This window comes from Desulforhopalus vacuolatus (assembly GCF_016918505.1).
GTDB lineage: Bacteria > Desulfobacterota > Desulfobulbia > Desulfobulbales > Desulfocapsaceae > Desulforhopalus > Desulforhopalus vacuolatus.
Window position 1 is genome coordinate 1 of sequence record NZ_JAFFPZ010000047.1, and the last position, 13792, is coordinate 13792.

At 52.9% G+C, this 13792-nt stretch carries 13 protein-coding genes; 8 read left to right on the forward strand and 5 right to left on the reverse strand.

Features of this window, described 5'->3' with window-relative positions; translation table 11 throughout:
* Window positions 1-104: 104 nt before the first annotated feature.
* On the reverse strand, window positions 105-287 hold the full coding sequence (locus tag JWG39_RS15170) for a circadian clock KaiB family protein (RefSeq protein WP_205220289.1): 183 nt from the start codon (window positions 285-287) through the stop codon (window positions 105-107).
* Window positions 288-698: 411 nt separating this feature from the next.
* Here JWG39_RS15170 and JWG39_RS15175 point away from each other — a divergent pair, with 411 nt between their 5' ends.
* Window positions 699-1469, forward strand: a complete 771-nt coding sequence (locus tag JWG39_RS15175) for a response regulator (RefSeq protein WP_205220290.1) — start codon at window positions 699-701, stop codon at window positions 1467-1469.
* A 27-nt stretch (window positions 1470-1496) separates the two neighbouring features.
* Here the strand turns inward: JWG39_RS15175 and JWG39_RS15180 are convergent, their stop codons facing one another.
* Window positions 1497-2489 (reverse strand): 4Fe-4S binding protein, encoded by a 993-nt coding sequence (locus JWG39_RS15180; protein WP_205220291.1) that lies wholly within the window; start codon window positions 2487-2489, stop codon window positions 1497-1499.
* A 616-nt stretch (window positions 2490-3105) separates the two neighbouring features.
* Between JWG39_RS15180 and JWG39_RS15185 the strand changes: the two genes are divergently transcribed.
* Together JWG39_RS15185 and JWG39_RS15190 are read left to right on the forward strand one after the other, a co-directional pair.
* The gene (locus tag JWG39_RS15185) at window positions 3106-4371 is read left to right on the forward strand and encodes a lytic murein transglycosylase (protein ID WP_205220292.1); all 1266 of its coding nucleotides are present in this window, start codon (window positions 3106-3108) and stop codon (window positions 4369-4371) included.
* Window positions 4371-5474, forward strand: coding sequence for a glycosyltransferase family 10 domain-containing protein (locus JWG39_RS15190; protein WP_205220293.1), 1104 nt, complete (start codon window positions 4371-4373; stop codon window positions 5472-5474). Before JWG39_RS15185 ends, JWG39_RS15190 begins: the two co-directional genes overlap by 1 nt.
* A gap of 20 nt (window positions 5475-5494) precedes the next feature.
* Here JWG39_RS15190 and JWG39_RS15195 read toward each other — a convergent pair whose 3' ends face one another.
* Both JWG39_RS15195 and JWG39_RS15200 read right to left on the reverse strand, forming a co-directional pair.
* Entirely contained in the window at window positions 5495-6421 is a 927-nt protein-coding gene (locus tag JWG39_RS15195) for a glycosyltransferase family 9 protein (protein ID WP_205220294.1), read from the reverse strand.
* The gene (locus JWG39_RS15200; RefSeq protein ID WP_205220295.1) at window positions 6418-6807 is read right to left on the reverse strand and encodes a DUF6165 family protein; all 390 of its coding nucleotides are present in this window, start codon (window positions 6805-6807) and stop codon (window positions 6418-6420) included. Before JWG39_RS15200 ends, JWG39_RS15195 begins: the two co-directional genes overlap by 4 nt.
* 246 nt (window positions 6808-7053) lie before the next feature.
* Here JWG39_RS15200 and JWG39_RS15205 point away from each other — a divergent pair, with 246 nt between their 5' ends.
* The 5 genes from JWG39_RS15205 to JWG39_RS15225 are packed head-to-tail and all read left to right on the forward strand — an operon-like array spanning window position 7054 to window position 12923.
* Complete coding sequence (locus JWG39_RS15205) at window positions 7054-7992, forward strand: ABC transporter substrate-binding protein (RefSeq protein ID WP_205220296.1); 939 nt, start codon at window positions 7054-7056, stop codon at window positions 7990-7992.
* Window positions 7989-8804, forward strand: a complete 816-nt coding sequence (locus JWG39_RS15210) for an ABC transporter ATP-binding protein (protein WP_205220297.1) — start codon at window positions 7989-7991, stop codon at window positions 8802-8804. The genes JWG39_RS15205 and JWG39_RS15210 overlap by 4 nt, the downstream gene beginning before the upstream one ends.
* The gene (locus JWG39_RS15215; protein WP_205220298.1) at window positions 8801-9550 is read left to right on the forward strand and encodes an ABC transporter permease; all 750 of its coding nucleotides are present in this window, start codon (window positions 8801-8803) and stop codon (window positions 9548-9550) included. The genes JWG39_RS15210 and JWG39_RS15215 overlap by 4 nt, the downstream gene beginning before the upstream one ends.
* 44 nt (window positions 9551-9594) lie before the next feature.
* Complete coding sequence (locus tag JWG39_RS15220; protein WP_205220299.1) at window positions 9595-11562, forward strand: monovalent cation:proton antiporter family protein; 1968 nt, start codon at window positions 9595-9597, stop codon at window positions 11560-11562.
* A gap of 53 nt (window positions 11563-11615) precedes the next feature.
* Window positions 11616-12923, forward strand: a complete 1308-nt coding sequence (locus JWG39_RS15225; protein ID WP_205220300.1) for a sodium-dependent transporter — start codon at window positions 11616-11618, stop codon at window positions 12921-12923.
* 125 nt (window positions 12924-13048) lie between these two features.
* Here JWG39_RS15225 and JWG39_RS15230 read toward each other — a convergent pair whose 3' ends face one another.
* Window positions 13049-13501, reverse strand: a complete 453-nt coding sequence (locus JWG39_RS15230; RefSeq protein ID WP_205220301.1) for a hypothetical protein — start codon at window positions 13499-13501, stop codon at window positions 13049-13051.
* Between the last annotated feature and the right edge of the window lie 291 nt (window positions 13502-13792).

Consider the following 13792-nt stretch of genomic DNA (forward strand, 5'->3'; position numbering starts at 1 on the left):
GTTCCCACCCGATTTGCATATTGTTGCTCAAAAACCACATTATACTGTTTGGTTTTGTGCTGAATTCACAGCCGATGGTACGAAAATCAATTTCAGGCCGTTTTTTAGCTCCAACCGGGAATAGCTGTCTCATCTTCAGCCAGTTGCGGATTTTCCAGTATATCAATGACCACAATTTCATACTTTTGACTTAGCTCTTCCCTGCACAGGCGCTTCAGATTTTCAAGAGCTCTCATAGAATTTGCTGTTTTACCAGTAATATATAATCGTAAGACATAATCAGACAATTTTATTCTCCTTGTATTTTTTTATATTTCTCAGTTTGGTCAATAACAGTAAGTAAACCTGTTATATAAGAATGTATTTATGACTAAAAAAACAAACCCTTCGGCTTTGTGTAATATAACTTATATTTCATTTAATTTCACCGTATAATTCTTCTAAGTTTTTATAATTTTACTTATGTTTAAACCTGTTGTCAAGACAATAAATCAAGGCTCATGTTGCGTTTCGGGATTGTGATTTGGTAAAATAAAACTTTCTTTTTACCAAACTACTGAAAAGAGGCCAACAATATGAAGGTAAACATACAGACCTTGATAGATGATGTACAATGTTACGACACTGTGCGTGAGTTACGTGGCCTGAAGGCCTCGAGTGTCCGTTTTGTTTTGTAATTCGAAGAAAGTTATCAAAAGATGACCACTCAGTTTCGCGATGACGTGATAAAAAAAGCCCTTTCTGGAAAAGAAGCTCTGAGTATTCTTCTTAACAATGAAATTGCACTGATACTTCTCGATGTAAATATGCCCGAAATAGACGGCTATGAAACAGCAAAAATTATTCGGGAAAGAGATTTATCCCGCCATATACCGATCATTTTTCTAACGGCAGATGATTCTGAAATTAAAAATATTATGGTGGGCTACAAATTGGGTGCAGTTGATTTTATTTTCAAACCCATTGTATCAGATGAAATTGTTATTTCCAAAGTAAAGGTCTTTGTTGAGTTATATGAGTATAAGGAAGAAGAACAGAAGAAAAAGGCACATGAATTGTCTTCAAAAAGAGATGCGCAAGAATTCGCCTCAATGAAGAAACTTGCTAACTCATCGATTCAGAAAGAACAAGATCAAAATCTTGATGTTAAAACAATGAATGTAGTTGCTCCAGATGTTTTTAATGACCTTATTCAACAATTTCAAAAAATTATGATTAGAGCTCTTGATCAGCGTGTTTTAAAAGTAGAGTACAATATTGAAGATGAACTGAAATATATGGCAGAGACAATGGGTAAAATCAAGGCTGGTCCAAGAGATGTAATTAATATATTCCTTCAAGCGCAGAAGGAGCTCAACCGCAATTCTCCTCCACAGAAGGTTCAAGCATACACTGAAGAAGGGAGATTACTCCTTATAAGACTTATGGGCGAGCTTGTCTTATTTTATCGGCGCCTCATGCTCGTATAAACAGATGCAGGCTGTTGTAAGCTGCCCTTACATTATCTTCTGGTAAAAGATGCGGAAAATCTCTTCCGGTACGGTTGATTCCCAGACACCGAGACCGAAGGCGATGAACCAGAGGAGCATAAACATAATAATTGCCCCGGCACCGATATACCACCAGCGGATGGGGCTGTCTCCGAGGCGTGCAGTGAGGCACTCTTCCTGCGGACAGACTGCGCGGCAGCGCATGCAGCCGAGGCATTCGGTTGAGATTATCTTCTCACGCACGTCCACTTCAATTCCTGCCGGGCACGCCTGGCGGCATTTGCCGCAGTGAATACAATTTTCCTCTTCTCGGTTGATATATATCGGGCTGAACTTACTGAAGAGACCCAGCAGGGCACCGTAGGGGCAGAGATAGCGGCACCAGAAACTGCGCAGCACAATTCCGAGCACGAAGAGGCTGGCGAGAATAAGCAGGGTTGTGGTAGAGGGATGCAGGAAGAACTGGAGCATTTGGGCGTCTGCCACAAGATTGAAGGGGGAGCGCATGAAGCCGTGAATGTCGTCCAGGCTCATCCTGAAAACTACACCCCATATAAAAAAGGCGAGGATACTGTATTTTATAAGCTGCAGCAGATAATCAATCCAGCGGGGTGGAACTTTGCTCAAGTGAAGTTTATTGCCAATACAGTTGAGCCAGCCGGAGATCAGCCCAACAGGGCAGATATAGCCGCAGAAGGCCTTGCGAAAGAAAAACGAAATGGTGATGGCGATGAGAAAGAGAGAAAGCCCGGCGGGATGGATTACATCCCAGTGGTGGGTTTGAATCAGGTCACGCAGACTCATCAGGGCGGAGATTGGCAGGAAGGCCTCCACAGAGTCTGGACGGGGGGTGTAGATGTCGGTCTGTCCGGAAGCCCAGAGGGTGAACTGGTAGAAACGCCAGCCGATCCAGATCGAGTAGAGCAGAAAGATGCTCTGGATGGTGCGCTGAAAACGGACGGGAGTGATGTACTCTGGAAGGTGGTTCAATAATTTCATGGGGACTCTGTTAAAGTGATTTTTACACACTGTACTTCTGTGGAAGAACATTTTCCACAGTGGAAGCCTTGACGTAACGAAGAAGATGGGCGACAGACTGGTTATTTTAGGTATCTGTAACTCAGGAGATCGCAGAATTATTCCAAACCCGTATATGTTATACGTGAAACCTGTGTGGGCAACGTTTTCACAGCTATAAAAAAAGGGGCTCATTCCGAAGAACGAGCCCCTTTCAAAGGAGAGAAAAAAGAAGGAAAAAAGGAAAAGAACTCTAATTCCTGCTTTTACACCGGAGCTGCGTTTTCTCCGATGCTGTCCTGTCAACATATATAAAGAGGGTGAGCTTGTCAACAGTGGATTTTTACGTGGAAAAAATATTGCTCACGTGTTGAAAATTTGAAAAAAATGTTAAGTACAGGGGGTTCCAGAAGGGGTTCTGGTAATTTCTTCACTCTGAGAAGAAAGCCAAATCATTGAAAAAACGGGATAAAAAAGAGAGGGAAATATTTTTCTGTAAACCACTGTGTAAAATTCATATTAAAGGAAAATAAATCAGCCTTCCCTGGCCAAATCCGGTGGAGTCTTTTTGTCACCCTTATTTCTTCAGGAGTATCTCATGACGTACATTCAACGCGGTCTTCTCTGCACTGTCCTTTTTCTCGCCAGCCTCTTTTTCGGAGTGCATTTTGCTGCGGCAACTGAATTCCAGCAGTGGCTTGCCGGAATGTATCCGACAGCGGCGAAGCAGGGGGTAAGTCGCGCTGTCTGGGACGCCGCCTTTAGCGGTGTTACCGAACCGGATCTGGTGGTGCTGGAGAAGGCGGCCTGGCAGCCGGAGTTCAAAACCGAGATCTGGGATTATCTGGACAGTCGAGCCAACAGCATCAAAGCGGGGGAGGGGAAGCGGCAGTGGGCGCTGCATCGAGCCACTCTTGATGAGGTGAGCAATCGTTTCGGGGTTGATTCCGCTATTCTTCTGGCCATCTGGTCGATGGAGAGCAACTACGGCGCAGCACTCGCACAGCCTTCCCGCCTGCACTACGTGCCTCAGGCGCTGGCCACGCTGGCCTGGAAGGATAATAAACGGCGCAAATATGCCACAGCTCAGCTTTTTGCCGCGTTGAAGATTTTTGCTGCCGGGGATGTGAAGAAAGAAAATTTTACCGGTTCCTGGGCCGGAGCAATGGGGCAGACACAGTTTATCCCCACCAGTTATCTTGCCTACGGGGTGGACATGGACCACGACGGTCGCCGGGATATCTGGAACTCCATTCCGGATGCCCTCGGTACTGCCGCGAGTCTGTTGCAGCAGAACAAATGGCGCAGTGGCAAACCCTGGGGTTTTGAGGCCGCAGCCGCGACGGGTAAAAAGGTCGATTTAAAGAAATATGAAGGGGAGACCATGACCCTCGGGGAGTGGAGTCGGCGTGGTATGCGGCGTCCGGACGGCAGCCCGTTTCCGTTTCAGGGGGAGCGTGCCGAGTTGAAACTGCCTGCCGGTGCGCAGGGGCCCGCCTTCCTGCTGCTGAAAAACTTTTTCGTTCTTAAACGTTATAACAACGCTGATGCCTATGCCCTCGCGGTGGGACTGCTCGCCGACGACATCCGTGGCCGCGGCGGGGTTGTCACACCGTGGCCGCGTCCGGCGGGTTCGCTGGGATTTCAGCAGAAGCTGGAACTGCAGCAATTGCTCAGTGAACTGGGTCATTACGACGGCAAAATTGATGGTGCCATCGGTTCCGGCAGTCGGCAGGCTATCCGTGATTTTCAGGGACAGAACGGTTTGCCGCAGGATGGTGAACCCTCCGCTGCGCTGACGGGGCAGTTGAAGAAGGCTGTGAAGCGGACGAAGTCTGTACCGAAGATTCAGGAGGTGAAATAATGGGTGCGGCGCAGGAGTTTGCCGCCCAGTGGGGCGAAGCAAAGATCAAGGTGAAGTTTCTTCATCGGGGTATTGAACACGGGACGCCGGAGGAGACAAAGCTGCTGCTGCGTCAATTTCCCGTTTCACGACCGCAGTGGGGCGACTGTTACTTTGATTTTGATCCCAACTGCAGTGACTACGACTGGCTGGTGGTTTATCACGACCTGCCGAAACACCTGCACGGAGAGAAGCGCAGTCAGGAACATCTGGCCTGTGCCAAAGAGCGCACCATGCTGGTAACCCTGGAGCCCTCGTCGATTACCGTCTACGGCACCGATTATCTGCGCCAGTATGGTTCCATTCTCACCTTTCAGGAACCCTGGGCAGTACGCCATCCCAACGTCATCTTCCACCACCCCGGTCTTACCTGGTACTATGGCATGCCGGTGGAGGGTGCGAATTTCCGCAGCTGGGATGAAATCTATGAAATGGAGGTGCCGGAGAAGACGAAGCTGATCTCTACTGTCTGCTCAGACCGCTCTTCCGGCGGGACTACCATTCATGCGGCACGCACCCGTTTTACATGGCAGTTCAAGGATGAGATGCCGGAGCTGGATATCTACGGCCACGGGGTTAATCCGATGAACGACAAAGCGGATATTCTTGATCCCTACCAGTATCACATCGCGGTAGAAAACCATATCTATCCGCGTCATCTCACGGAAAAACTGCCCGATGCTCTGCTTGGTTTCACCCTGCCTTTTTATTATGGAGCACCGGATGCGGCGGAGATCTTCCCGCCGGAGAGTTTTGTGCCGGTGGATATCACCGACTACCATCGGGCACGGGATATCATCCGTTCTACCATCGCCGCCGGGGAGTGGCGCGATCGCCTGCCTTATATTATAGAGGCGCGGCGGCGGGTGCTGGAGGAGGAGAATCTTTTTGCCCTGCTGGCGCGGTATATTGACGGGCAGGAGAAGAAGATACGCGGAGAGACCATGGGCTGTTCCATCTGCAACCGGCCGACACTGCGGGTGAAAAAACCGGTTGCTGCTCTGCGCGGAGGTGTGGAGAAGGCGTTCATTGGCGGCTGGCACTGGTGGCAGCAGCGGCATTGACTGGGGGAGAGGGGGGCAGTTTAGTCAGAGAGAAATGTACTGACGAGACACTCTTCCACTTCTTCCACGCTGAGGTCGGCGAGTTTTTCCTTCTGCAGTACGGTGAGATCACTGTGGGTGATGCCGGTGGATTCCGGGGTGGCGTGGCCGCTGAAGAGAGCGAGCCCGCGTCCGCCGAGATCGGCGGCGATATGGGTCGGGCCGGTATCATTGCCGACGATGAAAGCGGCACAGCGGATGAAACCGGCAAGGAAAAAGTAATCGTACCACCCTCCCTTCGGCGGGATGAGCATTCTGCCCGGCAGAGTGCGGCAGAGCACAAGCTCGTCGGGGCCGGGAACGGTGACCGGAGTGAGACCGCGGGCGAGAAGTTTTTCCGCCAGTTCCGCAAAATATGGCCAGCGTTTCTGGGGATGGGCGGCGGAGGCTCCGGGGATGAGCAGCACGTAGCCTGCCTTCAACCCTTCACGGCGGAGGATATCGTCCACCTGCTCCGCCATCCAGCTGACATCCGGATGCAGGGTATGTTCCGCCGGAATGTCGGCAGCCTGCAGGGCGTCGTGGAAATGATCCAGGGCCGAGATGCCTTTGGGCCGTTCGCGGAAGAGAGCGCAGCCCGGAGCGTTGCCGAACCACTCCCCCCTCGGAGAGAGCCAGCGATAGTAGAACGTCGTGCGGCCAGCCTGCTGCAGATCATAAACCCGGTCAAATTTTCTGCTGTGAAAAAAACGTCGCAGCCGCCACATTGCTGCCAGATTCCAGCGGGGCGGGCGGGAATCGCACACCACTTCATCCACCCACGGACAGCGCTCCATAATGGTGCGGAAGCGGGGCATGGTAAGTACGGTGATCTGCTCCTGCGGGTGGTGCAGGTGGATGTCATGGATTGCACCCTCTGCCTGGATCACGTCCCCGAGGGCGCTCAGTTTAATAATCAGAAGACTCACTCATACTCCTCATAACTCTTTTCTTCCACCAGCTCAGAACCGAGCAGGGCGTTGATCTGGTATTTTATCTGCGAGCGGCGGTCGTTGGTCTGATAGACACTGCGTGCCAGTTTGATAAAGCGCTGTCCAAAGTCCTTTTCCTTTTCGCAGAGGCGGAGTTCGTCTTCAATATCCCACAACGCCTCATTTACCTGTCGCAGTTCCCCGCGCAGAGTATCCAGTTCTGCTGATGTCGGGCACTTCTCCTTCAAGACTTTGTCGAGCATCTCGAATTCCCGCGTAATATTAACCCGTTTTTCCGGGCTGGAGATACGGTCTTTTTTGATAAGCAGGATGGAGAGCTTATCGAGCAGTTCTCCTTCTGAAACGGGGACGAGCAGGGCCATGGGAACCTCCTGAAAGTGGTACGGCGTATGGGGCACGGCCGCGAAAATAATCTGCCGAAAAATACCATATCTCGGGCCTGGCGACAACCCGCCGCAGTGTTGCTTCTCTGGTGAAAAAAAGAAGAGCTTTCACACCTGCGCTATAATTCGCTGTTTTTCAAGCGTGGCGGAACGTGTTATATTCGCTATTTTTCGAGACTGGCTTGTCGAGCCTGCTTCCACACCCATTTCCACAGGAAATCTATCATGAAAAAACTGCTGCTTCTCCTGCTGCTCTTCTCCTTTTTTGCCGTGCCGGCGGGCGCAGAGACCACCCTGCGCCTTGCTTTGCTGCCCATTCCCGATGCCCTGCCCGTCCATGTGGCTGAGGCGATGGGGCTTTTTGCCCGGGAAGGGCTGAAGGTAGAGGTGCTGTCGGTGGGATCTGCCGTCTCCCGTGACCAGCTGATGCAGGCGCAGCGCATTGACGGCATGGTCAACGAGATTTCCGGAGCGGCGGCCCTTAACCGCAGCCAGGCAACGGCGAAGATTGTCGGGGTGGCACGCTCCCCACTGGGGAAATCACCACTTTTCCGTATCCTCGGCGCACCGGGCAGCGGGGTGAAAACCGCCGCAGACCTGGCTGGTATTCCTATCGCTGTCTCACGCAATACGGTTATAGAATATATCAGCGATCGCATGCTCGGCGAGGCAGGAGTAAAAGTACAGGATATCCGCTATGTCTCGGTACCGGTGCTGCCGGACCGGCTCCAGCTTCTCCTCTCGGGACAGCTGCAGGCCGCCACCATGCCTGATCCTCTCGGTTTTTCAGCGATGGAATCTGGTGCGGAGGAGATTGTCAACGATATCGGGAATCCTCTCAGTCTCTCGGTTCTTACCTTCAGTGATACCGCCATTCGTGAGAAAAAAGCGGCGGTAGCGGGCTTTGTCCGCGCCTGGAACGAGGCCGCAGAGGCGATCAACGCCGATCCGGAACGCTGGCGTCCACTCTTTCTAAAAAAGGCGCGGGTTCCGAAAAAAGTGGCACAGAGCTATCCCATTCCGCCCTTCCCTGTGGGAAAACTCCCGACAGAGGCGCAGTGGAATGATGTTATGCAGTGGATGACAGACAAGGGGCTGCTGAACAAAGCGCTGCCGTATGAGAGCTCTGTCACTGCAGAATTTCAGTCCGCCGTGGCAAAATGATTGAGATTGATCTCCTTACTTTCGGTTATGGGGCTGGCCATCCGGGCAGTCAGCAGAGCGAATCAGTGTATCAGGACTTCTCCCTGACTATCGGCAGGGGGGAGGCGTGGAGTATCATTGGCCCATCCGGCTGCGGCAAGAGTACGCTTTTACTGCTGCTTGCCGGACTGAACCGTTCACTCTCCGGACGCATTATTATCGACGGCGAAGAGATTGTGCGCCCCCGTCCGCGCACCGGCCTGGTTCTGCAGGATCACGGCCTGCTTCCCTGGGCGACGGTGGCGGAGAATACCCGCCTCGGCCTGAAAATACGCCATTTCTACGGGCCGGATGGGCGTCACAGTCCGCTGGAGATGGAGACTGATCCGGTAAAGTGCGAGGCACGGGTGCAGTACTGGCTGGAGTGGCTTGGTATCGCGGCGCTGCAGGAAAAATATCCCTCGCAGCTTTCCAGGGGGCAGCGCCAGAGGGCTGCCATCGCCCGCACCCTCGTGCTGGAACCGGATCTTCTTTTGCTTGATGAACCCTTCTCTGCTCTCGACGCCCCAATCCGTGAGGAACTGCAGCGGGTGATGGCTGGTTTCCACGAGGAGTCCGGGCTTACTTCCATCACCGTCACCCACGATATTGAAGAGGCAACCCTCACCGGCGAGAAGATTCTCGTTCTGACTGCGGGGGAAAATCGCTCCGCTCATGTCCTCGACAACGAATTTGCCGGTGCCTTCGAACGCCGCAGCGAGGTCCCCTTTCTCGAGCGCTGTGCCGAACTGCGGCTGCTGCTTGGCGGGGTTCCGGCGGAGGAGCGGACATGAATCGGAGTACTGTTCTCTCAGCCCTTGGCGGGCTCTGCATGTTTCTTCTTCTCTGGGAACTGGCGGCGATGCTGCTCAATCAGCCTGTTCTGCCGGGGCCGATCACCGTTGTACCCCTTTTTCTCCAGGGAATGTGCGGTGATCTCGGACACCACTTTCTTGCTTCGGCGGGGCGGGTACTGGCGGCGATTTTTCTCGCCACCATCGCAGCCACTCCGCTCGGACTTGCCCTCGGCCAGATGCCGCGTCTCGACCGCCTGGTCAACCCGTTGATCGCCATCATTTATCCCATCCCCAAGATCATCTTTCTCCCGGTGATTTATGTGCTGATGGGTATCAGTGACTTCTCCAAGATTTTTTTGATTGCCATTATCATTTTCTTCCAGATTCTGGTAGTGGTACGGGCGGAGGCACGGGCTTTGCGGCCGGAGCTGATTCTCTCAGTGCGTTCCCTCGGCGCCGGACGGCGGGCACTCTTTCGCTACGTTTATCTGCCGGCGTCACTGCCGGCGGTGCTCACCGCGCTGCGGGTATCGGTGGGAACGGCGGTAGCGGTGCTCTTTATCGCTGAGCAGTCGCTTACCCAGTGGGGGCTTGGCTACTATATTGTTATAGAGACCTGGCAGGTACTGATGTATGACGAGATGTATACCGGTATTATGGGTATGGCCCTGCTCGGTGTGCTTCTCTATTTTGCTCTCTACGCGGTAGAGCTGCGGCTGCGGCCGGAAGGTTGCCAGGACTGAAGGGAAAAACAAAACGAAAAACGGAACAAAGGAAATCATAACGAATGGGAATTGCAACAGATATTATCATGCTTACCGTTGCAGCTTTTTTCTGCGGTGTATTGTTTCAGCGGATTGGCCAGCCTGTAATCCTCGGCTATATCGTCGCCGGGGTAATTCTCGGCCCGAACACACCGGGCTTCATCGTCAGCAATATTCACGATATTGAACTGTTGGCGGAGATCGGGGTGGCACTGCTGCTCTTCGCCCTCGGGCTTGAGTTCTCATTGAAGGACTTAAAACCGGTGAAGAAAGTCGCGCTGCTCGGGACTCCGCTGCAGATGCTGCTGACCATCGGCCTTGGCTATGGTATCGGACGTGAACTTCTCGGGCTGGACTGGAACGCCTCCCTCTGGCTGGGTGGCCTGATCTCTCTCTCCTCTACCATGGTATTGTTGAAGACGCTGATGAATCAGGGATGGATGGGGACGCTCTCCAGCCGGGTGATGATCGGCATGCTCATCGTCCAGGATCTCGCGGTAGTACCGCTGATGATCATTCTCCCCCAGCTCAGCAGCTCCGACGGTGGACTGCTGCCCGCAGTCGGCATGGCGGCGCTGAAGGCCGCTGCCTTTATCGCCGCCATGGTTCTCCTTGGTACCAGGCTGCTGCCGCTGGTGTTGAAATATATCGCCCGTCTTGGCTCCCGCGAGCTCTTTCTGCTCGCCATCACCGCCATTGGTCTCGGGGTCGGTTTTCTTACCTGGAGAATCGGCCTCAGTTTTGCCTTTGGGGCGTTTGCCGCCGGTATGGTGCTCTCTGAATCGGATTATGGCTACCAGGCTCTGAGTGATATTATTCCCCTGCGGGATATCTTCGGCATGCTCTTTTTCTCTTCGGTAGGCATGCTTTTCAGCCCGGTCTTTATGGTCGACCACTGGCGGGAGGTGCTGTTGCTGGTGCTTGCTGTCAGTCTCGGTAAAGGCCTGATCTTTGCCGCTGTTGCCCGGCTCTTCAGATACACCAATGTTATTCCGCTGGCGGTAGGACTCGGGCTGTTTCAGATTGGTGAATTCAGCTTCGTCCTCGCTCAGATCGGGGTCTCCTGTGGTGCCATTGATGCAGAGTTTTACTCCCTGATCCTTACCACCACCATCATCACCATGATGCTTACCCCGATTGCCTCCAGCCAGACCGCCCGGCTCTATGCTCTGAAAAAGCGTTTTTACAAGGGAGAAAAGCTGGAAACAGCGGGCCTGCCTGAGGAGGGACTGAAGGATCATGTTATTCTCGCCGGCGCGGGTAAAATAGGTTTTCAGATAGCTCTTGGCATGCAGCAGCTCGGGCGTTCTTTTGTGGTTATTGAGTTTGACCAGCGTTGTTTTGAACGGGCGAGGGCAGCGGGGATGCCCTCTGTCTATGGCGATGCATCGCAGGAGGTGGTTCTGAATTCGGCGGAGATCTCTCGGGCCACTCTTCTGGTGATTGCCATTCCGGGGATCGCCACCGTTCAGGCGATTGTTGACCATGTGCATAAGCTCCAGCCGGAGATGGAGATTATCGCCAGGGTCTCCGGACCGGAGTCGATGAAGTTGATGGAGGAGATCGGGGTGAAAAAGCTGGTGTTGCCGGAGTATGAGGCGAGCCTTGCCCTGCTCCGTCTTACCCTGATGACCCTTGGACTGAGCCCGGCTGAGACACACCGGCGGGCGGAAGGGGTGCGGCTCAGGCTCTATGCTGACCTGCTTGAGAACACCACAGACTACACCCTGCTTACTTCTTTTCGCGGGGCGGAGCAGGAGTTTGACCTGCAGTGGGTTCAGCTGGATTCCTCCAGCGCCTTCTGCGGCCTTTCTATTGTTGAGAGCGATATCCGCAACAGCACCGGGGTCTCCGTGGTGGGGATCATCCGTGATGGAAAACTGCACGCCAACCCTTCACCTTCGGTAGTGCTGATGGCTGGCGACCAGATCGCGGTGATCGGCAATGAGGCAGGGCGGCGGGTTTTTTGTGATTTGAGCACGCACCACTGATTATAGCGGTTTCATAAAATCATATTTCTGTAAATTTTCATGAAAGGAACTTCATGTCGAATAGTAACCGTTTTTCCTCAGGTTTCGGTTTTGTCCTTGCCAGCGTTGGTTCGGCTGTGGGCATGGCCAATATCTGGGCCTTTCCCATCCGTGTCGGACAGAACGGCGGGGCGGTCTTTATCCTCATCTATCTCTTTTTCATTGCCTTCTTTTCCTGGGTTGGACTTTCCTCCGAGTTTGCCATCGGCCGCCGGGTGAAAACCGGCGTCCTCTCGGCCTTTTCCATCTCCTGGGGAGATTCAGGAAAAGGGAAGGCGGGCCGCATCGTCGGCTGGATTCCCCTGCTCGCCTCCATGCTGCTGGCCACGGGATATGCTGTAGTGGTTGGCTGGGTGCTGCGCACCTTTGGCGGTGTTGTCAGTGGTGATCTCTATGCCGTGGGCGCAGCGGATTTTTTTGGTTCAGGTACAGGTGGCTTCAGTACAGTTGGTCCCCATATCTTTGTTCTCGTCGCCACCCTCGCCACCCTGCTGCTGGGGGCGCGTTCCATCGACTGGAGCAACCGGGTGATGATGCCGGCCTTTTTCATCCTCTTCCTTATGCTGGCTGTGCGGGTTGCCTTTCTGCCCGGTGCCATTGAGGGGTATAAACACCTTTTTATTCCCCAGTGGGAGTATTTTTTCCGTTTTAATACCTGGGTCTACGCCATGGGGCAGGCGCTTTTTTCTCTGAGCCTCATCTCCGGGGCACTGGTGGTTTACGGATCCTATCTCGGAAAGGGTGAGGATATTGTCAAGTCTGCGCGGCTGGTGGCAATTCTCGATACAGTGGCGGCACTGGTGGCGGCGCTGGTTATTATCCCTGCGGGTGCGGCTTTCGGTGTTCCCTATGAATCGGGGGGACCGGGGCTGATGTTTGTCGTGCTGCCAGAGGTCTTTGATATGATGCCGTTCGGTCATCTGCTTGCCGCATTCTTCTTCTTTTCGGTGATTCTCGCCGGGGTGAGTTCTTTGCAGTCGATGGTGGAAGGGGTGGTTGGTTCCATTGAGCCGCATACCAGATGGACACGCATTTATGTGGTGGCGGCGGCGTGGGTAATACTGGCTGGTGCGGGGATTTTTCTTGAAGATGCTGCCATTCTTGGTCCCTGTCTGGATTTTGCTTCCATCTATGCGCTGCCGGTGGCCGGAGCGCTCGGTGCCTTCTCCTGGTACTGGATGCAATCGCCGAAGGAGTTCCTGAAGGAGGTGAATACTGGGGCATCACACCGACAGAACAACACCTTTATCTTCTGCGGGCGCTATATCTATGTGCCACTGGTCTTTGTTGTTTCCATCCTTGGGCTCTTCTATGTCTTTTGACAGCATTCGGAGAAGAGAATGAATGTGGAGAGGGTGGAGTTTATGCCCCGTGTATGGCTGCGTAACAAACAGATGTCTACGCAGTCCCCCAAAACACGACTGGACAAACAGGGTGATACATTAATTCATTGCAGAAACGTCTGTTGTGAGATGAGCCACCTGTTGTGCTGAAGACGCCCAAATTGGGCGTCTCTACAAAAACCTTTTGCTTTTGCTTTTTCCTGTCTCCCGTCTCCTGTCTCCCTTTTTCCGTCCCTGCCTTTGTATTGTTTCATCACCATTGATGGAAAATCGGCACGGCAGTGGTTTTCCACAATGTTGTTGTGTAGAACAAGGCATGCCTTGTCTACAATGTGGCGGCAATCAGGCAGATATTCAGCTGGCTGGAGTGTGCTGACGGCGTAGCAATATTCAACGGGCTGTTCTGCTTCACTTTCCCTCTGGAAGACTTTCAACGGTGCCTCTTCCTTCCGGTGCGTGGGTTCCCATTGGGTATATGCAGGCCTCAAGCATTCGGGTTGTTTATTCTCCGGCATGGGTGGCGTCTCGTCTTCACATATCCGTTCTTTTTTATTCACTGGTCTGTTCTCTTCTAATCTGTTCTCCTTTAATCTGTATTCGGTCGTTTCTGCTGCCTGTATTCCTGTTGCATTTTCTGGTATATTTACGTCCACTTCATGGTGTTTTACATACATAAAAACCCCACTGGTGGACGTTTGTACAGATTCTACAGGCTCTTGTACAGTCTGCATCCTGCGTGAGGTTGCTTCCAGATATGCGACTCGAGCCGCCTTCAATCGGTAAACTCTGCGCCTGTCGCCATCGCTGCCGTTTCGCTTCACTGCTTGAACTTCATAACCGCACAGTCT

Coding starts and splice junctions, on each gene's coding strand:
- JWG39_RS15190 (WP_205220293.1), top strand. CDS start 4,371: ATGGGTGCGGCGCAGGAGTTTGCCGCCCAGTGGGGCGAAGCAAAGATC.
- JWG39_RS15210 (WP_205220297.1), top strand. CDS start 7,989: ATGATTGAGATTGATCTCCTTACTTTCGGTTATGGGGCTGGCCATCCG.
- JWG39_RS15180 (WP_205220291.1), bottom strand. CDS start 2,489: ATGAAATTATTGAACCACCTTCCAGAGTACATCACTCCCGTCCGTTTT.
- JWG39_RS15175 (WP_205220290.1), top strand. CDS start 699: ATGACCACTCAGTTTCGCGATGACGTGATAAAAAAAGCCCTTTCTGGA.
- JWG39_RS15200 (WP_205220295.1), bottom strand. CDS start 6,807: ATGGCCCTGCTCGTCCCCGTTTCAGAAGGAGAACTGCTCGATAAGCTC.
- JWG39_RS15185 (WP_205220292.1), top strand. CDS start 3,106: ATGACGTACATTCAACGCGGTCTTCTCTGCACTGTCCTTTTTCTCGCC.
- JWG39_RS15215 (WP_205220298.1), top strand. CDS start 8,801: ATGAATCGGAGTACTGTTCTCTCAGCCCTTGGCGGGCTCTGCATGTTT.
- JWG39_RS15220 (WP_205220299.1), top strand. CDS start 9,595: ATGGGAATTGCAACAGATATTATCATGCTTACCGTTGCAGCTTTTTTC.
- JWG39_RS15225 (WP_205220300.1), top strand. CDS start 11,616: ATGTCGAATAGTAACCGTTTTTCCTCAGGTTTCGGTTTTGTCCTTGCC.
- JWG39_RS15205 (WP_205220296.1), top strand. CDS start 7,054: ATGAAAAAACTGCTGCTTCTCCTGCTGCTCTTCTCCTTTTTTGCCGTG.